17 protein-coding genes and 1 riboswitch are annotated in these 21,154 nt (G+C 62.7%); of the genes, 2 read left to right on the forward strand and 15 right to left on the reverse strand.

All coding sequences use genetic code 11. From position 1 onward, the window contains the following. Positions 1 to 63 precede the first annotated feature (63 nt). Entirely contained in the window at positions 64 to 570 is a 507-nt protein-coding gene (locus C0V76_RS03390; protein ID WP_101940921.1) for a hypothetical protein, read from the reverse strand. 167 nt (positions 571 to 737) lie between these two features. Next, positions 738 to 839, forward strand: a riboswitch (TPP riboswitch). A gap of 42 nt (positions 840 to 881) precedes the next feature. Between C0V76_RS03390 and thiC the strand changes: the two genes are divergently transcribed. Continuing rightward, positions 882 to 2,807 carry a phosphomethylpyrimidine synthase ThiC gene (gene thiC / locus C0V76_RS03395; RefSeq protein ID WP_101940922.1) on the forward strand — a complete coding sequence of 642 codons (1,926 nt, stop codon included), beginning with the start codon at positions 882 to 884 and terminating at the stop codon, positions 2,805 to 2,807. Positions 2,808 to 2,931: 124 nt separating this feature from the next. Here the strand turns inward: thiC and C0V76_RS03400 are convergent, their stop codons facing one another. The 3 genes from C0V76_RS03400 to C0V76_RS03410 all read right to left on the reverse strand — a co-directional run bounded on the left by C0V76_RS03400 (position 2,932) and on the right by C0V76_RS03410 (position 7,384). Beyond that, positions 2,932 to 4,554 (reverse strand): methyl-accepting chemotaxis protein, encoded by a 1,623-nt coding sequence (locus C0V76_RS03400; protein WP_101940923.1) that lies wholly within the window; start codon positions 4,552 to 4,554, stop codon positions 2,932 to 2,934. 81 nt (positions 4,555 to 4,635) lie between these two features. Continuing rightward, positions 4,636 to 6,087: a hypothetical protein gene (locus C0V76_RS03405; protein ID WP_143707337.1), complete on the reverse strand. Its 1,452-nt coding sequence runs from the start codon at positions 6,085 to 6,087 to the stop codon at positions 4,636 to 4,638. Positions 6,088 to 6,289: 202 nt separating this feature from the next. Then, complete coding sequence (locus tag C0V76_RS03410; RefSeq protein WP_101940925.1) at positions 6,290 to 7,384, reverse strand: PleD family two-component system response regulator; 1,095 nt, start codon at positions 7,382 to 7,384, stop codon at positions 6,290 to 6,292. Positions 7,385 to 7,570: 186 nt separating this feature from the next. On the opposite strand from C0V76_RS03410, the gene C0V76_RS03415 reads away from it, so the two are divergent. Then, positions 7,571 to 7,762 carry a hypothetical protein gene (locus C0V76_RS03415; RefSeq protein ID WP_101940926.1) on the forward strand — a complete coding sequence of 64 codons (192 nt, stop codon included), beginning with the start codon at positions 7,571 to 7,573 and terminating at the stop codon, positions 7,760 to 7,762. A 6-nt stretch (positions 7,763 to 7,768) separates the two neighbouring features. Here C0V76_RS03415 and C0V76_RS03420 read toward each other — a convergent pair whose 3' ends face one another. From C0V76_RS03420 to C0V76_RS03470, 11 genes are all read right to left on the reverse strand, one after another. Beyond that, complete coding sequence (locus C0V76_RS03420; RefSeq protein ID WP_101940927.1) at positions 7,769 to 8,485, reverse strand: single-stranded DNA-binding protein; 717 nt, start codon at positions 8,483 to 8,485, stop codon at positions 7,769 to 7,771. Continuing rightward, on the reverse strand, positions 8,485 to 10,014 hold the full coding sequence (locus tag C0V76_RS03425) for an MFS transporter (RefSeq protein WP_101940928.1): 1,530 nt from the start codon (positions 10,012 to 10,014) through the stop codon (positions 8,485 to 8,487). Before C0V76_RS03425 ends, C0V76_RS03420 begins: the two co-directional genes overlap by 1 nt. 63 nt (positions 10,015 to 10,077) lie before the next feature. Further along, the gene (locus C0V76_RS03430) at positions 10,078 to 10,824 is read right to left on the reverse strand and encodes an anaerobic ribonucleoside-triphosphate reductase activating protein (protein WP_101940929.1); all 747 of its coding nucleotides are present in this window, start codon (positions 10,822 to 10,824) and stop codon (positions 10,078 to 10,080) included. Positions 10,825 to 10,904: 80 nt separating this feature from the next. Next, positions 10,905 to 14,360, reverse strand: coding sequence for a pectinesterase family protein (locus C0V76_RS03435; RefSeq protein WP_101940930.1), 3,456 nt, complete (start codon positions 14,358 to 14,360; stop codon positions 10,905 to 10,907). A gap of 151 nt (positions 14,361 to 14,511) precedes the next feature. Then, complete coding sequence (gene metW, locus C0V76_RS03440) at positions 14,512 to 15,117, reverse strand: methionine biosynthesis protein MetW (RefSeq protein ID WP_101941044.1); 606 nt, start codon at positions 15,115 to 15,117, stop codon at positions 14,512 to 14,514. A 5-nt stretch (positions 15,118 to 15,122) separates the two neighbouring features. Continuing rightward, on the reverse strand, positions 15,123 to 16,253 hold the full coding sequence (locus tag C0V76_RS03445; protein WP_101940931.1) for a homoserine O-acetyltransferase: 1,131 nt from the start codon (positions 16,251 to 16,253) through the stop codon (positions 15,123 to 15,125). 156 nt (positions 16,254 to 16,409) lie between these two features. After that, complete coding sequence (gene ptsP, locus C0V76_RS03450) at positions 16,410 to 18,131, reverse strand: phosphoenolpyruvate--protein phosphotransferase (RefSeq protein ID WP_101940932.1); 1,722 nt, start codon at positions 18,129 to 18,131, stop codon at positions 16,410 to 16,412. A 9-nt stretch (positions 18,132 to 18,140) separates the two neighbouring features. Beyond that, entirely contained in the window at positions 18,141 to 18,410 is a 270-nt protein-coding gene (locus C0V76_RS03455) for an HPr family phosphocarrier protein (RefSeq protein WP_101940933.1), read from the reverse strand. 1 nt (position 18,411) lies between these two features. Further along, positions 18,412 to 18,807 (reverse strand): PTS sugar transporter subunit IIA, encoded by a 396-nt coding sequence (locus C0V76_RS03460; RefSeq protein ID WP_101940934.1) that lies wholly within the window; start codon positions 18,805 to 18,807, stop codon positions 18,412 to 18,414. 49 nt (positions 18,808 to 18,856) lie between these two features. Beyond that, positions 18,857 to 19,906, reverse strand: a complete 1,050-nt coding sequence (locus tag C0V76_RS03465) for an FAD:protein FMN transferase (RefSeq protein ID WP_101940935.1) — start codon at positions 19,904 to 19,906, stop codon at positions 18,857 to 18,859. Positions 19,907 to 19,937: 31 nt separating this feature from the next. After that, a complete protein-coding gene (locus tag C0V76_RS03470; RefSeq protein ID WP_101940936.1) occupies positions 19,938 to 20,792 on the reverse strand; it encodes a hypothetical protein in 855 nt (284 codons plus the stop codon). Between the last annotated feature and the right edge of the window lie 362 nt (positions 20,793 to 21,154).

Genomic DNA, 21,154 nt, shown 5'->3' on the forward strand with positions numbered 1-21,154 from the left:
TACAGCGGAGATGGGCGCGAATTATCCGTTACTTGGGGGCGGAAGCAAACCGAGGCGTGACTCTCAAGGAATCACGAAGAAGCGATACAGGCGCGGTAGCCCCTCGCGTAGCTGGATCCTGCCGCTAGGTGTATCGCGTACCAGCGCAGCTTCGCGAACGTAGACCTGAACCTTGGCTGAGGGCTGAGCGAGCAGGGTGTTGGCATCGCACAGGATTCCGGTAGGGCTTTGCTGGCGGGCGCTGCAGTATTGCAGCCAGTCTGGGCCCTGAATCGGCGCGGCAGCTTTGCGCGTGACGGCTTTGGCGCTGGTGGCGGGCGCTACCGCACTCGGTGCGGCCTCAGGCGTTGACGGTTTGCTGCTGACCTTGCTGCTTTTGGGGGCAGGCTTGGCTTTGGTGACTGGCTTGGTGGGTGCAGGCGGAGGTGGCGGTGGGGGCGGCTCGACGATTACTTGCGGGGCGGGCGCAGGGGGAGGCGCCGGCGGCGGCTCGGGTTTGTCGGCCAGCAGGCTGCAAGCGGCCAAGGCAGGCAAACATAGCAGAGAGCAGGAAAGGCGAAACGGGGCCATGCCCGGTCCTCACGGATATACAGGTCCAGCCAGTGCTAACGGCAGCCAGGGTGAAAGCCTTGAAGCGGCAGGATGAACGGCGGTGCCGGCCGGGGCTGTTGCCAGAGGGCTTGAATGCCCCGGTGCGCTGCCGGGTTGCCCTGCGCGCGCCTTTTCAGTAAGGTGGCCGGATTCGCCGGGGGTCCGTCCAATGCTTTGCGGACGGTGAGAAACACCCTTGGAACCTGATCCGGGTCATGCCGGCGTAGGGAAGGCGAGTGCAGCGCCCCGCTGCGCCCGCTTCCTCGCCTTGCCCATTGAGAGGAAGCACCATGAACGCCAAAGAACAATTCGTCGCCGCATCGGCTCAGGTTGACGAAGCCGCGATTGCCCCGCTGCCGAATTCCCGCAAGGTCTACTTCACTGGATCGCGTGAAGACATCCGCGTGCCCATGCGCGAGATTACCCAGAGCGACACCTCCATGAGCCATAGCGGCAGTGGTGCCAGCGAGAAGAACCCGCCGATCTATGTGTACGACTGCTCCGGCCCCTACACCGACCCCGCCGCCAAGATCGACGTGCGTTCGGGCCTCGCCGCGCTGCGCGCCAAATGGATCGAAGAGCGCAACGACACCGAGCAGCTCGACGGAATGACGAGCGAATACGGCCGCGCCCGCGAAGCCGACCCCAAGCTCGACGAGCTGCGCTTCAACCTGCAGAGGAAGCCCCGCCGCGCCAAACCCGGCCATAACGTGAGCCAGATGCACTACGCGCGCAAAGGCATCATCACGCCGGAGATGGAATACATCGCGATCCGCGAGAATCTGAACCGCGCCGCCTACATCGAATCCTTGAAAGCCACCGGCCCGACCGGCGAGAAGATGGCCGCCTTCATGGGCCGCCGTCATCCCGGCCAGAGCTTCGGTGCGGCGATTCCGGAGGTGATCACGCCCGAGTTCGTGCGTGATGAAGTGGCCCGTGGCCGCGCCATCATCCCGAACAACATCAACCACCCCGAGAGCGAGCCGATGATCATCGGCCGCAACTTCCTCACCAAGATCAACGCCAACATCGGCAACAGCGCCGTGTCGTCGAGCATTCAGGAAGAGGTCGACAAGCTCACGTGGAGCATCCGCTGGGGCGGCGACACGGTGATGGATCTCTCCACCGGCAAAAACATTCACGAAACCCGCGAATGGATTCTGCGTAACTCGCCCGTGCCAATCGGCACCGTGCCGATTTATCAGGCGCTGGAAAAGGTGAACGGCAAGGCCGAAGACCTCACCTGGGAAATCTTCCGCGACACGCTGATCGAGCAAGCCGAGCAAGGCGTGGACTACTTCACCATCCATGCCGGTGTGTTACTCAAATACGTGCCGATGACCGCGAACCGCATGACCGGCATTGTCTCGCGTGGCGGTTCGATCATGGCCAAGTGGTGCCTCGCGCACCACAAGGAAAACTTCACCTACACGCACTTCGAAGAGATTTGCGAAATCATGAAGGCCTACGACGTTGCCTTCTCGCTGGGTGACGGCCTGCGCCCCGGCTCGATCTGGGATGCCAACGACGAAGCCCAGCTCGGCGAATTGAAGACCCTTGGCGAGCTGACGCAAATCGCCTGGAAGCACGACGTGCAGGTGATGATCGAAGGCCCCGGCCACGTGCCGCAGCAGCTGATCAAAGAGAACATGGACCTGCAACTGAAATGGTGCGACGAAGCCCCGTTCTACACGCTCGGCCCGCTGACCACCGACATTGCTCCCGGCTACGACCACATCACCAGCGCCATCGGCGCGGCGCAGATCGGTTGGTACGGCTGCGCGATGCTTTGCTACGTGACGCCGAAGGAACACCTCGGCCTGCCGGACAAGGACGACGTGAAAGCCGGCATCATTGCCTACAAGATCGCCGCCCACGCCGCAGACTTGGCCAAGGGCCACCCGGCCAGCCAGATCCGCGACAACGCGATGAGCAAGGCGCGCTTCGAATTCCGCTGGGAAGACCAGTTCAATCTCGGCCTCGACCCGGACACCGCGCGCAGCTACCACGACGAAACCCTGCCCGCCGAAGGCGCCAAGGTCGCCCACTTCTGCTCCATGTGCGGCCCGCACTTCTGCTCGATGAAGATCACCCAGGATGTGCGCGATTTCGCCGCCGCTCAAGGCATCAGCGAGATCGACGCCTTGAAGAAGGGCATGGAAACCAAGTCGGTGGAGTTCGTGAAGAAGGGCGCTGAGGTCTATCACAAGCTCTGATTCCGGCTCCAGCGGGGCCGACTTTGTCGATTGAGTCTTGGCCGCATTGGTGCTGGGATTTTGCTGAAATAAAATGGGCCGCCTGAATCACTTGGGCGGCCCTTTTTTTTGAAGCGCGTTCTCGTCAGAGCTTGTAGGTTTGCACGATCTGCTGCATCGAGGCGGACAGTGCATCGAGCTCGTGGGCTGCATTGGCGCTGAGGGCGGCGCCTTCGTTGCCGACTTCAGCCATCTGGGCGATGCGCTCGACCTGCTGCGCGATGCTGTGGCTGGCCGCACTTTGCTCACGGATGGCGTCGGTGATCTCGCGCACCATCTCCACTGCCTGGCCGCTGGTTTCACTGATGCGAGCGATGGCCTGGCTGGCGCCTTCAGCGCGGGTCACGCCAACGCTGACGCGATCCACTGCAATCGCCATGCTGTTGACCGCGTCCTTGGCGCCGTTGCGCACGCCATCGATCATGGTGGTGATTTCGCGGGTGGAGTTGGCGGTGCGTTCGGCGAGCTTGCGCACTTCGTCAGCCACAACCGCGAAACCGCGGCCTTGTTCGCCAGCACGAGCGGCTTCAATGGCTGCGTTCAGGGCGAGCAGATTGGTCTGATCGGCCACTTCGCGGATCACCGCCACGACCGAAGAGATCTTGTCGCTCTCGGCTTCGACGATACGGATGCGCGAGCTGGTTTCATTCACGGTGCTGGCGATCTCGTGGATGTCCTGCACGGTCTGGCCGATGATCTGGCCCCCTTCCTGAGCATGTCGGCCGGATTCCTGCGAGAGCTGGTTGGCTTCGGAGGCACGGTCGCCGATGTGACCGATGCTGACCGTCAGCTCTTCGATGGCGGCAGCCATGGCCGAGGCGGATTCGCTCTGCTGGCCGGAGGACATGGATACCTGCTGGGCGGTGCCCGCCATGTGGCGTGATTTGCTGGCCACATCCTCAGCGTTCTGGCCGATGTGCTGGAGGTTGTTCTGCATGGAGCCGATCAGACGATTCAGACTGGCACCCATCTGGCTCAGCTCATCCTGACCGCTTTCCGGTACGCGGATGCGGAAATCGCGCTCGCGTTCGATACGGGTGATGGCGCCTTGCACGCCCTCCAGTGTGCTGCGAATGCTACGCACCAGCAGCAGGCCAAAGGTGGCAATCAGGCCCACGCCGATGATGATGACGGCCCACGAGATGTTACGGTGGCGGCTCGCCGCAGCTTCGGCTGCGGTGCGATCCGCTTCGATGTCTTTCTTCAACTGCTCATAGTGAGCGTTGAGGCTGCGAGCGGCATCGGCCGAGGTTTTCACGACGGCATTGATCAGTTTTACTGAGTCGGGGTCGCTCGGGATGTTCTTGCGGTTCTGTGCAACGGCCGGAGCCAGAGAGGTTTCGAAGACCTTGAGGCTCTCCTTGTCGACCTCCAGCATCTCCCGGTCCTTCGGGTCGGAGACGAGCTTCTCGTACTTTTCCACCTCTTCCCACAGCACAGCCATGCTTTTGGTCATGGCCTTCTCGATCTTGTCCATCTCCTCGGTGGTTTCGGCCCGGGCATGGTTGTACACGTGAACGCGCACGCGCAGCGACTGGCCGATGATCCGATGCAGGGCGTCCACTTGTGGCACGGTGACCGACTGGACCTTGCGCAAGGAGTCCGTCAGCGAACCCGTGGCCAGCATGCCGACCAGACCGACCGTCAGTGCGGTGATGGCTGAGAAGATGACGATCAGGAGCAGGCGGAAGGCGATGGTTGTTTTCATGGAGTTCTTTCGGAAGGGGCGGATGCTCGTCTAAGTGTTTACGACGGGCATCCTGCTTTCTTGAACACCACGGCTATTTGCTCAGTTGCAGGCCGCCACGCGTGTGACCGATACCGCCCCGCTACTGGTCGCGTTGGCGAAGGCCAGATCGCCATTGCCCAGGCTGACGAATTCGTCGAAATTCGAGACCCCGGCGGCGCTTGTGACAGGCGTGCCGAGCAGCGTGCCGCTGGCGTCGGTAGCCTGCAGGATGAGCTTGCCGCCGCTTTTCCAGCCGAGCAGGAGTTGGCTGCCGAGCTTGCCCAGATAGGCGCGGAAAGGGTATTGGGCGTCGATGCCGGTGGCGCTGCTGATGATCTGGTCGCTGATCTGTGTGCCGTTGTTGTTAAAGCGGGCCAGATGCAGGCGCAGGCTGCCGGTGGTTTCCAGGTAGCTGAGCCAGTAGCCGTCGGTATCGGCCACTACGCCGCCGAGAGCACGGGTGTCGGCATTCGTGCCGCTGAGCCATTCAGTGGTTTTTGTGCTGACGCCCGTAGTGCTGAGCTGTTGCAGGCGCAGGGCATTAGGATAGGCGTCGCCATGGCAGAAGGCGCTCCAGCCGCTGCTGTTGCCGGCCAGGCGCACGGACCAGCTATGGCTGCAGCCCCACTGCCAGCCACCGCTGAGGCGATTGCCGTTGGCGTCGAGCATGCGCAGGGTATCGCCGGCGTGGATATCGATTTCTCCGGCTACATTGGGGCGGGCGTAGGAGCCGGCAGAGCGGAAGTAGGCGGCATAGCGGCTGCCGTCCCAGGCCAGGCGGCCGGTGTGGCCGTACCACCAGATGAAGAGTGCGCCTTCGCTATCGACATTGGCCTTGTCGGTGAGTGTGGTGCTAGAGAGCACGCTGCCTTTGCCATCGAAGCGCAGCAGGGACATTTTCTGGCAGGCCGCGTTGCTGGGCGTGGCAGCGCTCTTGCAGTACTTGCTGCTGTAGATGTCCGGGTCGTCCGCCACCATCAGCAGGGCGCCGCCACTGCTGTGGCCGACCATGCTGTGTACTTCGTCACCCGCGGTGGTGAGCAGGGGGCTGAACTGTTTGTCGTCGCTGGCGAGGGTGCCGACACGGATCTGGCTGGCATTTTTTTCTTTCCAGGCGATCAGGCTGCCATTGCTACCATAGGGGGCGAGCACCACGGGCGTGTATTCATCGCTGGGGGCCGAGAGGGTCGGCAGGGTGGGTTGGGTGGTGCGGATGCGCTCGGACAGTGCTGTGCAGCTTGCCCCGCTGCTGGCCTGGCTGGTGCTGCTGCTTGAAAGACTGCTGGTGCTGGTGGCCTTGCTGGTCGAGCTGCTTTGGGTAGCGCTGCTGGCGGTGCTGCTGCGTACGGAGCTGGCGGTCGAGGCGCTGCTGACGGATGTAACGCTGGTGCTGCTGCCTGAGTTGCCGGCGCCGGAACCTCCACCGCCGCCGCAGGCGGCGAGCAGAAGGGCTACAAGCAGTGTGGCACCGTTGCGCACATCGAGGGCGCGGAGGTAAGCAGAGGCAGGCATGGTCTTGTTCCGGTAAAAGGCTGCCGTATCGCAGCGATCAGGCCGGAATTGTGACGAATGAGCTGAGTGCTCTGTGCGGATGCGCCGTTGGTCGCGGCTGAATGCCGGGGTCGCTGGCCGGGCGGGCGGCCATGCAGGATGAATGGTCCGGCCGCTGCGCCTGAAGGGGGCTGAATCGAGGTTATGCGGGGACTCAGTCGCCCTAGGGGCGCAATACGGGAGCGCTACTCTGGTCGCTGCACTGATTCAGCAATACGAGGATGCGTTCGAGCGGATCGCGCACGGCATGCATGATGCGTTCCTCCTGATGGTGATCGGTGGACATCAGGTCGAAGGCTGATTCGAGGCGGTCGAGGATTTCCTGCAGGAGCAGACGGATGTCTGCCGCCATTTTGCCTGGCAGGGCTTCCATGGGGGGCTCCAGCGGCTCTGCAGTAGATGCGGCTGGCCGCTCACTGCGCTGGGCGAGATGGTCGGCCAGTGCTGCAGCCATCTCCACAAGAGCAGACATGTTCTCGCGAATGCGGGTGGCTTCTTCCGATGCTTCATCCGGCATGTTGCTTACGACAACGCTGAGCCGTTCATGACTGAGGGCGAGGCGGTTCTTGAACTGGACCAGTTGCCCCATGCCGGCTACCCGCGCGAGCACCGCACGCTCAAGGGCCGAAGCTTCACCTTCAAGACTCCAGGCCGACTCGCCTCCTTCGTGGCGAATGGCGATGCAGCACTGCACACCGAGATGCCGGCAGGCTTGCAGGAAGTTCTGGGCAAGCTGGGCAGGGTTTTCACAGTTCAGACTGGTGCGGACAAATTGCAGCAGCAGGCGGCGCTCACTCATGCTGGACTGGTACTGCTCGGCCTTGGTCTGCAGGGCGTCTTTTTCGGCACGCAGGACAGCGCGTTCGCGCCACTGCGTGATGGCAAGCCGGACCTTGCGAAGCAGGATCTCCGCCGATACAGGCTTCACGCAGAGATCGCTTGCGCCCGCATCAAAGGCTTTGAGATGCTCGTCGAGTGATTCATGCGAGGTGGCAAAGATGATCGGGATGTCGTAGTGCCGGCGCAGTGCCCGGCATGTATCGAAGCCGTTGAGCCCGGGCATCTCAACATCCAGCAGTACAAGATCAGGCAGGCGTTCGGTGCACAGCTGCAGCGTCTCCTGGCCTGAAGCGGCATTCTTGACCTCGAACTGACGGGAGAGCATCAGGGAATGCATGGCACGCGTCGTCGCTACATCGTCGACGACCAGCACATAAGGGGTCTGACTGCTGGCCCGGTGCTCCTCATAGGCGTCCATCGCTGCGCTCCGATAACCATGGTCAGAACCTGTTTACGGCAGGCCAAGGAGGTCCTGTAGCGCTCCGCTGGCGGGCAAAGGGGTATGGGACCCTCCGGGGTTTGTTTCCCCTGATGGCAGGGCGCGCCGTTTACGGTCTATCACACAGCATGGCCGGCGCGTTTGTGCGGGCGATGGAGGTGAATCATGGCCAAGACCGACAAGGCAGTTCCCGTACCGCAGGTGATCGGCGATTTCGGGCAGGACGATGCGTTTGCCACCGAGAGCAATCCGGAAGGTTTGCGCTACGGTGAGGTACCCCATGCACCGGGCTGTTTGCCCCATCCTCCGAAGACGGCGGTGTTGCCACCGGAGCATGGCGAAATCTCTATCGGCTGAGCCGGCTCAGGCCCATACCCCAAGCGCCGTGAGCTGCTTTGTTGCGGCTTCAGACCAGCCGCGATTGGCGGCCGGGCTGGCCGGGCTGGGGTGCAGCACGCGGCCGAACTGCACGGCCATGCCAGCACAGGCTTCGCGAGCGCGCAGCTCGCTCCAGGCGCCGATGCCGATCACCCACTCGGCGTCAGTTGCCTCGACCAGCGCGCGCAGGTGCGCATCGCAGGCGGTGAGCAAAGGGACTTGCTCGGCGGCCGGGAGCTTGTCCGGCGTGACGTTGCGCTTGCCCTCGAAGAAGGCCAGCGGGCAGTAGTTGGCGACGAAGTGATCCTTGAAGAAAGCTTCGGCCGTGCCGAAGCGCTCGGCGAAGAGACCCCACAGGCGGCGGCCTGAGACTTCTGAGCGCGCACATTCCCAGCCTTCGATGGGTCGGGCCGGTGTCTCTTCAGCAGGTTTTTCGACTGGAGCGGAAATGCCCATCCAGTCACGTGCAGCGGCGATCTCGCCGAAGGGGACGCCAATTTGCACCATGCCGAAGGGGCCGGGATTCATGCCGACGAAGATGATCTTCTTCTTGCCCGCGCCAAACTTGCGCAGGTATTCCTCATGCGGCGCCCAGGCATAGTCCAGCGGGTTGTAGGTGTGGGTGATCGGCGCGGCGAAGTGCATCGGCGCCACCATGGCGGAGAGGGTGCGGGCGGCGGTGATGAGGGCAGTAGCAGGCATCAATCGGTTTCCGGAGTGGGTCTGGCGGGCTGGATCAGGGCGAGGATGCTGTGACGCATCAGCCACACCATGATCACGCCCGGCATGGCGAGCAGGATGGATAGGATGAAGAACACCGGCCAGCCGAGACTCTCGGAGAGCACCCCGGCGAGCGGGCTGACATAGATCCGGCCCACTGCCGAGAAGGCAGAGAGCAGTGCGTAGTGGGTGGCGGAGAAGCGGCTGTTGCACAGCGCCATCAGGAGGCCCACGAAGGCTACGGTGCCCATGCCGCCGGAGATGTTCTCACCGGCGATCACGGTAAGCAGCAGCCAGTCTAGCGCGGCCGCTTCCTTCAGCGCCACGAAGCCCCAGTCGAAGGGCTGCACCATCACTGCACCCCAGGCGCCCTTGCCCAGGCTGGCGAGTGCATAGAAACCAAAGTTGGACACCAGCTGCAGCACGCCGAACACAAGCAGGGCGCGATAGAGTTTCAGGCGCAGCATCAGCAGGCCGCCGAGGAAGGCGCCGAAGATGGTCAGCCAGATGCCGATGATCTTGTTGGCGATGCCGACTTCGGCCTGCGCGAAACCCATGCCCTTGATCAGGAAGGGCGTGGTGAGGCTGCCGGCGAAGGCGTCGCCCAGCTTGTAGAGGACGATCAGGAGCAGGAAGGCGGCCGCGCCGGGCAAGCTGAAATAGCTGGTGAGCGATTGGTTGAAGGTCTCGAATTTCGCCTTGCGTGCAGCCCAGGCGGCCAGCGGCAGGGCCACCGCGATTTCCGTCAGCACGAAGAGCAGTTCAATCCATTTGTTCTTGCTGGCCGGGTCGAAGCCGATCAGCGTCAGCCCGCTACGGGCGATCCAGTAGCCGGCGAACACCGCGAGCAGCATGGCGAGGAAGCCGCGCAGATCCTGCCCCGCTTCGCTGGTGGGTGGCTTGAGTGCAGCGTCGATGCGCGGCGCGAGCAGGGCGCAGGCGATGGCGATGCCCAGCATGATGGCCGCCATGGTGCGATAGACCGTGGGCCAGTCCCACTGGTCCGCCCAGATCAGGGCGATGCCGCCGGAAAGGATCATCGCCAGGCGGTAGCCGAAGACGTGCACCGAGGCGCCCAGGCCGTGTTCGCTGCGGTCGCTGAGCACGTCGGTGCGGTAGGCATCGACCACCACATCCTGCGAGGCGGAGAGAAAAGCCACCGTCACTGCGATTAGGGCGAAGAAGCCCGGCGCGGCTTGTGGACTGAGCCCGGCCATGAAGAACAGCAAGGCTGCCAGCGCGAGTTGCGAGAGCAGCAACCAGCCGCGCCGGCGACCGAGCCAGGGCGGCTCGAAACGATCCATCAGCGGCGCCCAGAGAAACTTGAAGGTATAGGGCAGGCCGACCAGACCGAGGAAGCCGATGGTGACGATGTCCACCCCGTCCACCGTGAGCCAGGCCTGCATTGCCTGCCCGGTGAGCGCCAGCGGCAGGCCGGAGGCAAAGCCCAGCAGCAGTATGGCGGCGAGGCGCTGGAAGCGGGCGAGGTGGGCGAGGTGGGCGAGGGGCATGGGATGGTCGGGCGTAGAGGCTGGGGCGATTATGGACGAAGTCGGAAGTCGCTCCCACAAGAGCTAGGTCGCCAGCCCGCAGATCTCGCCGCGCAACTCGAAGTCGGCAAACAAGGTTCCGATCCGTTCGACCAGTTCGGCGCTGGGTACCGAGTGGGCCGCGATTGCCGGATGAGTGACGCCCTCTGGGCGGAAGACTTGCAGCACGAAGCGCTGCGCCCCCAGATGCTGCGCGAAGTGGGCGGCGAGCAGGGCAGCGTCTTCGCTCAGCAACTCGTGATGCCAGGTGAGGCGGAACTCATGCGCCACGCCGCTGGCCACGATCAGCTGCGCGCTGCGTGTGGCCCGCGCGGCGCTGCCCGGTGCACCAGTGAGGGTGTCGTAGCCGTCGTAATCACTCTTCAGATCGAAGCCGACCCAGTCCAGCAGCGGCAGCACCTTCTCCAGCCGTTCAGGGTAGGCGCCACTGGTATGCATCCCGACCGCAAAGCCCATGCCCTTCACGGCGAGGATGGCATCAGGCAGGCAACTGTCGGCTGTGGGCTCTCCGCCCGAGAACACCACGCCATCGATGGTGTGACGATGGGTTGCAAGTTCCGTGGCGATCTTCTCCCAGGAGAGCAGGCGCATGCTGCTGCGCGATTGCAGCTCGGGGTTGTGGCAATAGGCGCAGCGCCACGGGCAGCCATGCAGGAACAGCGTGGCGGTGCGGCGGCCTGGCCAGTCGTGCTCGGCGGCCGGGTTGAAGGCGCCGATGCGGAGGCGGGCAGTCCACGGGCTGACGATGAAAGCGTGTGCGGCAAAAGTCATGGGAGGATTCTACGGGGTTTGCGCAGGACGAAAAAAAGCCCGCCGGGGAGGCGGGCTCGGAATGCGTCGTCAGAGCGTGATCAGGGCGTTGTGATCGACACGAAATCGAACACGCTGGTGGAGGTGACCGTCGTGCTGCCGGAGACGCCTGCCAGACCGACATAGACGGTGTTGTCCAGAGCGGTGTAGCCCGTTGCGGTGAAGTCCTGGGTCTTGCTGCCCAGCCAGGTGACGCCACCGTCTGAAGAATAAGACACCGTGATTGAGTTGCCGCTGCGTACCAGTTTCAGGAAAAGAGGCGCGCTGTTGCCGATGGCTGTTGTGTAGCTGGGGCTTAGAGTGCCCGTGCTGGTCACGTCGCCGTCGGTTTTGCGTTGCTCCCATTGCAGGCGGGGGATGCTGCGCATGAGCAAGCCGTAGTATCGGGAGTTGTCGGCCAGGCTATTTCTCACCATCAGGCCTGCGCGCCAGTTGCCGGTGCTCAGCCCCGTGGGCACCGCTTCCAGAGAGGTCAGGCGCGCGATCATGGTGAAGTCGCCCGCGATTTGCTGGTAGGAAAACTGCAGCGAGTCTGTCGTGCCCCCCATGATGCCGGCCGAAACCAGTGTGTACTTGCCATTCACGCTGTCGTAGCTGGTGCTGACGGTGACCGGTAGGCCGCTGGCGACATAGGCATTGGTAAGTGTGGTGGAGCCGGTAATCGGGGTGTTCGAGCCGCTGCCGGTGGCCACACTGGAGCTGACCGACGACGTGGCTGACGAGCTGGCGGTTGCCGAAGAACTGCTCGCCGAACTCGCTGCGGCGCTGCTGGCCGCGGCGCTGCTGGTCGCCGAGGAGCTGGCCTTCTGCACCTCATCCCAGTTGCGGTACTCATTGAGGTAGGTGTACTGGGTGGCCGAGCCGCCGATGACGGTCGGGCTCCACGGCCCGCTTGTCAAAGCCACATGCTTGCCCAGCACCGAGTTGCGCACCAGCACCTTGCCTGGTGCGTCGGTTGCGCTGTCGTCCCACTGGCGGGCCAGATAGATGCTGTTGTCCGTCGTTGCGCTGTCGGCCAGGAAGACGCTGTTGTTGAAGAGCAGGCCGACCGTTTGTGTCGAAGCCGTGGTGGAGGGGGAGGTGATCGATGTGCCGGAGGGCTTGCGCGTGCCGAGGGTGCGGATGGTGCTGCCTTCGAACACGCCGATGCCGGCGCCGAAGATGAAGTCCACGTCACCACTGATGTCGCTGGCGGTGACATAGACGCGCTTGCCACTGTTGGCGAGATACAGGGTGTCCTGGTTGCTGATCAGGCGTACGCCATCGAGCACCACCTTGTCGGCTTTGTCGACCATCACGGCAACCGCCTGATCACTGCTGCCGGTTTCCACCCAGGCGTTTTCAACGCTGAGGTTTACCAGCTGAAAACCGTTGTTACGCACGCGGATCGTGGCCGAGCACTCCTTGCCGACGCTGCCGGTTTTCTTTGAGCACGCGTTGTACAGCGTGGTGGCATCGGTATTGCCGGTGTAAGTGCTGTTGGTGACGAAGGTGTTGTAGCTGGCGCCGAGGCTGCCCTGCGACAGTGCGTTGTAGATGCGTACCTTGGTGGCATCGGCTTCGCTGCTGTAGAGGGTGATGGCGGCGGCGGTGTTGCTGACGATCAGTTGCTCGTTGTAGTCCCCCGCCTTGACCTGGATGTAGACCCGCGCGGCGGTGCTGGTGGAGGCGGCGTTCAGCGCGGACTGGATCGTGCTGTAGGGCGTGCTGCCATCCTTGGTGACGATGAAATCAGCAGTGAAGCCTGCCGGGTAGAGACGACCCGCATTCGGTTGACCGGCGTTCACGCTCTGCGGCGCCCAGGCGTCCGAGCCGGCAAGCGCCTTGGCTACGGTGGCGTTACTGGCGGCCGTATCGTCGAGCATCGGGCGTGTGCTGCTGGCGGCCGTTACCGGCAGTTTGCCGGCCCCGGCGTTGACCAGGTTGTGAGCCCGTACAACGTTCGCCGAACTGCCCGGGGTGTAGCTGTAGGCTGGCGTCCAGCCAAGTTGATTGGTGTAGGCGGCGAGGGTGAAGACGCTGTTGACCTTGTCAGCAGTCGGAGTGGACGAGCCATCCGCGGCCTTGCGGGCATCATTCCAGCGAGCGTCCAGGGCTGCCTTGGCGGCCGCTTCGAGTTCGGCCGAAGCCGCTACGCCGTTGAACCAGGAGCCGACATCCTTGAACTGGTAGCCGTTCAGGTTGGACATCACGCGCGCGACAGTGGCTTTGGATCCGCTCATGTCGAAGACGTTGGCTTCCGACAGAATGCGCGATTCCGCGCCCATGCCGACGTAGTAGCTGACCGGGTAGTCGGCAGAGTCGGTATTGCCGCTGTAGCTGTTGTTGTAAAGGTGGATCTGGCCAAAGCGGGCGCGCGGTGCGCGCTGGGTGGTGTCCTGCCAGATGTTGTTGCTGAAGGTGAGGCGATTGTAGGCACGCTCCTTGGCGCCGTTGCCGTCACCCGAACCGCCGACCATGTTGGTCTTGTCGTGATTCTTGAAGATCGAGTAGGACACGGTGACGTAATCCGAGCTGTCCTCGATGTCGAGCAGGCCGTCGTGACGCTGGACGTGTTTAGTCACGCCGTTGATGGTGCGCACTTCCTTGCTGTCGAAGTTGGCGCCGTCGCTGAAGGTGCAGTGGTCAATCCAGATTTGCTTGCCGGTGACCATGTTGATGGCCTTGAACTTGGCGTTCCATTCTTCCTTGCCTGCGGTCCAGGTGTAGGACGTGCCGAGATCCTGCGGAGCCTGGAACTCCAGATTGCGGATCACGATGTTGCTGGTGGCGTTAACGGTGAGGAAACCATCGATGATCTTGGCGTCGGCGCCGACACCCAGAATAGTGGTATTGGATGGAACCGAGAATTCGATCTGTGCCTTCTGCGCGTTCTGCATGATGCTGCGCGCCGAGGCCGCCGCTGTTTGCTCTGCGGTTGCGGTGCTCAGGGTCGCCTGAGCAGTGACGTAACCGATGTAGGCTTCAAAGTCCCACTTGTCGATGTTCTTGAAGGCGGTGGTCAGGGTCTTGTAGTAAGCCTCATCGGCGAACTTGCCATTGCCCAGATCGGTGCCGTAGATGGAGCCAACCACGTAGATGATCTTGGCTTCGCTCTTGGCGGTGGTGGCATTGGTGGCATAGGTCGGGCTGTTCTGGTTGGCCAGAGCCGCCTTCAGCTCGGCGCGGTTGTGCACCACGTAGATGTTGCTGGCCGGAGCGCCGGCTCCGCCTGTGGTACCAGTGCCTTGGGAGGCCCAGCCGGTCACGCCAACCGGTACGCTGAGGGCGCTGGCGGCCGAGGTCTGGGCAGCTGCGCTGCTAGCGCTGTCCCCTTCGCTCTGGCTGCTGGCACTGTTGCTCGTAGCCTGGCTGCTGGCGGCACTGCCGCCGTTATTGCCACTGCTGCTAGTGGAATTTGTGCCGCTGGAACCGCCGCCGCCGCAGGCAGCGAGCAGGCCGAGCATGGCCGAGCCGAGACAAAGCACGCCTAGCGTGCGGCGAATTGCTGCAATCATCCTTGTCACCTCCGTTTGTTTTATGGCGCCCTATCAGTGATGAGCTGTGGGCGCCTTAGTGCAAACAGGAAAGTAACTCAGGGTGAAATCGGTCACAAGCTGCACCGCCGCAGGACTGTGCAGTTCTTCGCAATACGCCTGCGATGAGGCCTCAGTCGGCTTTGCGACCGAGCCGGTAGAGCGCCACGCTGGCGTAATTGTTGGGATCGATGTCGATCGCACGGTCTTCGTCGAAGGCGGCGCGCTCCAGCACGGCAATGCCACGCTGTTCACACAACTGTTCGAAGTCCGCCATAGTGAAGAAGCGCACGTTCGGGGTGTTGTACCACTGGTGGGGCAGGCTGTCGGAGACCGGCATGTGGCCTTCGTTGATCGAGACCCGATGGCGCCAGTAACCGAAGTTCGGGAAGCTCACAACTGCTTCCCTGCCCACGCGCAGCATCTCGGCGAGAATGCCTTCGGTGTTGTGCACCGCCTGCAGCGAGAGGCTCATGATCACGTAGTCGAACTCGCCGTCCTTGAAGCCGGCGAGGCCTTGTTCAAGGTCGCTCTGCAGTACGTTGATGCGGTGGCTCAGGCAGTTGATGACATGCGCCGGGTTGCGCTCGATGCCGTAGCCGCGTGCCTGACGGATGCTGGCCAGATGCAGCAGCAATTCGCCATCGCCGCAGCCCAGATCGAGCACACGCGCACCCGTGCTGATCCAGCCAGCGATCACGTCGTAGTCGTGGCGTTCCTGATTGCCGAATTTCACCATGTTGCTCATACCTCGATGTTGGCAAAGTACGCGCGCATTGCGGCGTGGTAGGTCGGATCGTCGAGCAGGAAAGAGTCGTGCCCGGCGTCGCTCTCGATCTCGGCATAACTCACGTCGCGACCGTTGTGCAGCAGAGCGAAGACCAGTTCGCGCGAGCGGGCCGGCGAGAAGCGCCAGTCGGTGGAGAAAGAGGCGATGAAGAATTTGGCGCGTGCAGCCGCAAGGGCCGCTTCCAGATCACCCTCGAAGGCGTAAGCCGGGTCGAAGTAGTCGAGCGCCTTGGTGGTGAGCAGGTAGGTGTTGGCGTCAAAGAAGCCGGCGAACTTGTCGCCCTGATAGCGCAGATAGGATTCGATCTCGAACTCGACGTCGAAGTGGTAGCGGTGTTCGCCGTGGCGCAGCTTGCGGCCGAACTTGTCCGCCATCGCGTCATCCGAGAGATAGGTGATATGCCCCAGCATGCGCGCCAGACGCAGGCCGCGGGTGGGCACCACGCCATGTTCGTAGTAGTCGCCGTTGTGAAATTCAGGGTCGGTCAGGATGGCCTGCCGTGCCACTTCGTTGAAGGCGATGTTTTCGGTGGAGAGTTTGGGCGCGGCGGCGATGATCATGCCGTGGCGCACGCGCTCGGGGTAGCGCAAAGTCCAGGCCAGGGCCTGCATGCCGCCGAGGCTGCCGCCGAGCACGGCAGCGAGTTGCTGGATGCCGAGGCGGTCCATCAGGCGGGCATGGCTGTCGACCCAGTCTTCCACGGTCACGAAGGGGAAAGCTGAGCCCCAAGGTTTGCCGGTGTCCGAGTTGAGACTTTTTGGGCCCGTGCTGCCGAAACAGCCTCCCAGGTTGTTGATGCCAATCACGAAGAACTTGTTGGTGTCCAGCGGCCGGCCGGGGCCGACCAGGTTGTCCCACCAGCCAGTGCTCTTGGCTTGGCCAGCATAGGTGCCCGCAACGTGGTGCGAGCCGGAGAGCGCGTGGCACACCAGCACGGCATTCGAGCGCTCTGCGTTGAGCGTGCCGTAGGTTTCATAGACCAGATCGTAAGCCGGCAGGCTGCTGCCGCTGCGCAGGGGCAAGGGCTCGTCGAAGTGCGCACATTGCGGAGTGACAATGCCGACGCTATGAGAATGTGTAGTCATGAAATGCAAAAACCCGATCAGCCAAAGCGTGATCGGGTTTGAGGGCGCCCATCCGCTTTAGCCGTATTTGTTACGCGCCCGCAAGCTGAATCAAATCGGCGCAATGCAGAGAACTTACTCCCGCAGGGAAATGATGTCAAACCATGCGTTCGGCCACTACAGTTTATCCACTGCTTCACGGATCTTGTCTGGTTCATCGAGCTTGAGCAGGCGGCCGACCTTGATGGCGAGCTCGGCGGCGTCCGAGCGCAGTATTTCCTGCTTTACCTCAAGGATCTGCGTTGGGTGCATGGAGAACTGACGCAGGCCCATGCCCAGCAACAGGCGGGTGAACTTCTTGTCACCCGCCATTTCACCGCACACTGAAACCGGGATGTCGGCCTTGGCGCCAGCATGAATGGTGGCAGCAATCAGACGCAGGATGGCCGGATGGAGCGGATCGTAGAGATGGGCGACAGCCTCGTCGGTGCGATCAATGGCCAAGGTGTACTGGATCAGGTCGTTGGTGCCGATGGAGAGGAAATTCAGGCGTCGCACGAAGATGCCCAGCGCCAGTGCGGCTGCGGGGATTTCGATCATCCCTCCGACCTTGATGTCCTCATCGAACTTGATCTTTTCAGCCCGTAACTGGGCTTTGGCCTGCTCGATGGCACCCAGCGCAGCGTCCACTTCGTGGGCATGTGCCACCATCGGGATCAGGATCTTGATCTTGCCATGCAGGGAAGCGCGCAGGATGGCCCGCAACTGGGTCAGGAACATCTGTGGTTCAGCTAGGCAAAATCGAATGGCGCGCAGGCCCAGGGCCGGGTTCAGTTCGGGGCGCGGGCCACCGGTACTGAGCGCCTTGTCGGCTCCGATATCCAGCGTGCGGATCACCACCGGTTTGCCGCCCATGGCGCGGGCCACGCTCTTGTAGGCTTCGAACTGCTCCTCTTCATTGGGCAGCGTGTCACGGTTCATGAAGAGGAACTCGGTGCGGAACAGGCCGATGCCGTCCGCGTACACATCCTTGACTGCTGGCACGTCGCGCGGCAACTCGATATTGGCCTGGAGGGCGATCTCGTGGCCGTCGATGGTGGCCGCACGATTGGCTTTCAGGCGCTTGAGCTTGGAGCGTTCCAGCTCCAGCGCGCTGCGGCGCAGGCGGTATTCCTCGAGGACGCGCTCATCCGGGTCGATGATGACCACCCCGCGTGCGCCATCGATGATGATGATGTCGCCGTCGCGGGTGATCTGGCGGATGTGGCGCAGGCCCACCACCGCCGGGATACCCAGGCTGCGCGCCACGATTGCCGTGTGCGAGGTTGCGCCACCGACATCGGTGACGAAGCCGGCAATCTGGCTGTCCTTGAAATGGATGGTGTCCGCTGGCGAGAGATCGTGGGCGACCACGATGGAGTCCAGCCCGTTCTTGTTGCGTTTCGTGCCGACGTGGCTCGGGTGGCCCAGCAAGGCCTTGACCAGGCGTTCCACCACTTGAATTACGTCGGCCTTGCGTTCGCGCAGGTAGGGGTCGTCGATATTGTCGAAATCATCGACGATTGCTTCCATCTGCTGTACCAGCGCCCACTCGGCATTACAGCGGCGCTCACGGATCAGTTTGATGGCATTTTCGACCAGCATCGGATCGTCGAGCAGCATGGTGTGCAGATCGACAAAAGCAGACACTTCTGACTGGGCACTGGCAGAGACTTCACGCAGTGCGCGTAACTCGAAGCGTACCTTGGCTGCGGCGTCTTCGAGGCGGATGACTTCGGCATCAACATGGCGTGGCGCGATCAGCAGATGGTCGACTTCCAGCAGCGCATGAGAAATCAAATGCGCATTGCCAATGGCGATTCCCTGCGATACGGGCAGGCCGTGGATGACGAAGGGCATGCGTGAGCCTTACTCGCGCTCGCCGAAGCGGCTGGCGATCAGTTCGACGATGGCCGCGAGTGCCGCATCGGCGTCTTCACCTTCGGTTTCGACAGTGAGCTTGGTGCCATGCGAGGCAGCCAGCATCATGACTCCCATGATGCTTTTGGCATTTACTCGGCGGCCTTCTCGCTCCAGCCAGACGTCAGAGCGGAACTGCGTGGCGAGCTGGGTGAGTTTGGCTGAGGGACGTGCATGCAGACCCAGGCGGTTTGCGATTTCGGCAATCGCTCTTGGCATTTCAGATACTCCCTTTAATGTGAAGCACTCCATCACACCCACCGGTGATGGCCTTATGCACTACGGTATCGATATCGTGCTTTTCCCGGTAGGTCAAGACGCGAAGCAGCATTGGAACATTGACCCCGGCTACTCCCTCGACCTTGCCCGGCTGCAGAAGTTTCATTGCGATATTGCTGGGAGTGGCGCCAAAAATGTCGGTGAGCACCAGCACTCCATGACCGTCGTCAACCGCGGTGAGCAGGCGCTGCGCCTCTTGCAGCAATTCGTGCGGATCATCCTGCGCAGCGACACCAAGTTGGGCCAGCCGGGCCGGGCGCCTGTTCACGACATGACATGCACACTGGATCAGCGATTCGCCGAGCGTGCCATGAGTGATGAGGAGGATGCCGATCATGCGTGAAACCAGAGCGGAGGGTGCATGCGGGCGAGATGCCCGCCAGCCCTTACTCTACCACCGTCGCCGGACCCACACCGTCCGCCCATCGCAGTCGTGCCCGCATGTCCGGTGTCAGGCTGATATGGCCGGCCGCATCGACACGCAAAGCATGGCGGATCTCAAAACGACGGGCCATCGCGGGCCAGTCGTCAGCAGCCAGGAAAAGCGGCTTGCTGGCAACGTCTGAGAGCATGCCGGCATTCTCGCGCGGGGTGACGAGTACGGTGAGCGCAGCAGTATGTTTGGCGGGTACACCAGTGCGTGGATCAATCAGGTGGCTATAGCGCTGACCCTCGAATTCGAAGAAGCGCTGGTAGTCGCCGGAGGTGCCGATGGCCTCACCGTCATAGAGCGCGAGGGTTGCCAGGGGGCCGGACGCTCGTGGATGCTGAATGCCGACCGACCAGGGCTGCTTGCCCTTGGCTCCGAGAGCCATTACGTTGCCGCCGATATTGATCAGGGCATTCTTGATGCCGTGCTCGCGCAGGATGGTTGCGGCGCGATCGAGCGCATACCCTTTGGCGATACCGCCAAAATCCAGGTTCACGGCACGATTGCTGCTGCGAACGAGTTCTCCCTGCAGGCTCAGCTGGCGCACGCTGGGCGCGGCGGCGATGGCTGCTTGCAGTGCTGCAGGCTCTGGAAGGTGCGGCGTGAAGCTGTCGCCATGGAATCCCCACAGTTCGATCAGCTTGCCTATAGCCGGATCGAATAGGCCGTCACTGAGCGCCGCATAGCGCTGTGAGGCCTGCAGCAGGCTCAGCATTTCGGGGCTGACCGGAGCGGATTTGCCGGCGGCGATGGCGGCGTTCAAGCTGGTCAGCTCGGAGGGTTGCCAAGCGTGATAGCTGCGGTGGAGGCGATCGAATTCTCGTAGCACGGCATTGAGTGCGGTGCGGGCTTCGGCTTCCGGACTGCCGTAGCTGACCACCTCGACACGAGTGCCAAAAACGAAGGACTCCTGTCGTACCAGAGGGCCGTCACCGCAGGCGCTGAGAAACAGGGCAAGGGTCAGGCAGAGCAGGCGCAGCAAGGCGGGCAGGGTAGGGGCAGGCATGCCTGCATGATACGGTAGGCCCCCCACTTGGTCACTGTTGCAGCATCAGAACGTAGCGACGCGCTTCCGTGTAGGCAGGTAGGCGCTCGGGGCTGCTGAATTGTCCGACGGCGCCATTCTCTCCATGTTCGCTCAGGAGCCCCTGCAGGACCCCGGGAGAGATCCGGTTGGCTGCCAGCATGGCGGCTGCGTAACGGTCGGCTTCCTGCAGTTGCGGCAGTGTGTATTCGACACGCTGCAGGCCTTCGGTCAGTGCTCCGATGCTGTGTTCGGCGCTTCCTGCCAGTGCGGCAGTGGCGAGGCGCAGCAGTTTGAGCTCGATGGCGTTGTGCAAGGCGTGCTGGTGTTGCAGGTGGCCCAGTTGCTGGCACAGTAGGGCGAGCTGCGTTGTGGGGTCTGGCTCGTGCGTGAAGAAGGCGTCGGTGACTACGATGTCGCCGCTGGGCAGTGAGAACAGCAGCGGACTGGCGCTGCTGCCCTGGCGAAATACGAGGCGGTAAGGTGGGGCGCCTGTGGTCGGTGCGTTGAGATTGGCGAAGCGTTTGCGCAAATCAGTCTGGTGGGCTGCATCGCTTTGGCTGGGGCGCAGAAGGCTGCCGTCGAGGCGGGCAAGGACGCGTTCGGAACTGCCGTGAATCCAGTTTGTAGGCAGATTGGCGGCTAGCGAGCGAGCGAGCATCGGGCTCAGCAGGTGCAGACCCAGCCCCAGTGCGAGCAGGCCAGACATCAGCAGTAGCAGTGCTTGCAGGCGCTTGAGCAGGCTTGGACGGGTACGCGTTTCGCCACTTCCCGGAGCCAGATGCTGCCAGTCGGAGCCTTTGGCGCGCGAATGCTCAAGTACGGTGCCGACGCTGCCGCGGTGCAGGAGGGTGGAGGACGTTCGCATGATCGAGAGACTCGCGCAGTGGGGGCTGGTGAGTTGATTATGCGTAGCGGCCGGATACCAACCCTTGGCGCGCCCGTAGGTCGGTACGCAAAAAAGGGTAGGTCCCGGATGGCTTGAGTGCTGCGCTGCAGCGAGGATTGAGGGCTGTTAGAGGTTGTTCACGATCTGTAGCGAGGGGCCGTCGCAGGGGCGAGACCGGGTTTAGCAGAGCCTGCTCTGCGCTGCCGCGGTCGGTTTGCTGTGCCAAGCAAATCGTGGGGAAGCGCCGCACAGGAACCGGAATTTATGTTGATCAATGAGGATTCCGAGCAGCGCATGAGCCCTCTCAGTTATCAATGAGCGGCCTCGCAGTAAGCTCGTGA

The sequence above is a fragment of the Uliginosibacterium sp. TH139 genome (assembly GCF_002855595.1).
Classification (GTDB): domain Bacteria; phylum Pseudomonadota; class Gammaproteobacteria; order Burkholderiales; family Rhodocyclaceae; genus Uliginosibacterium; species Uliginosibacterium aquaticum.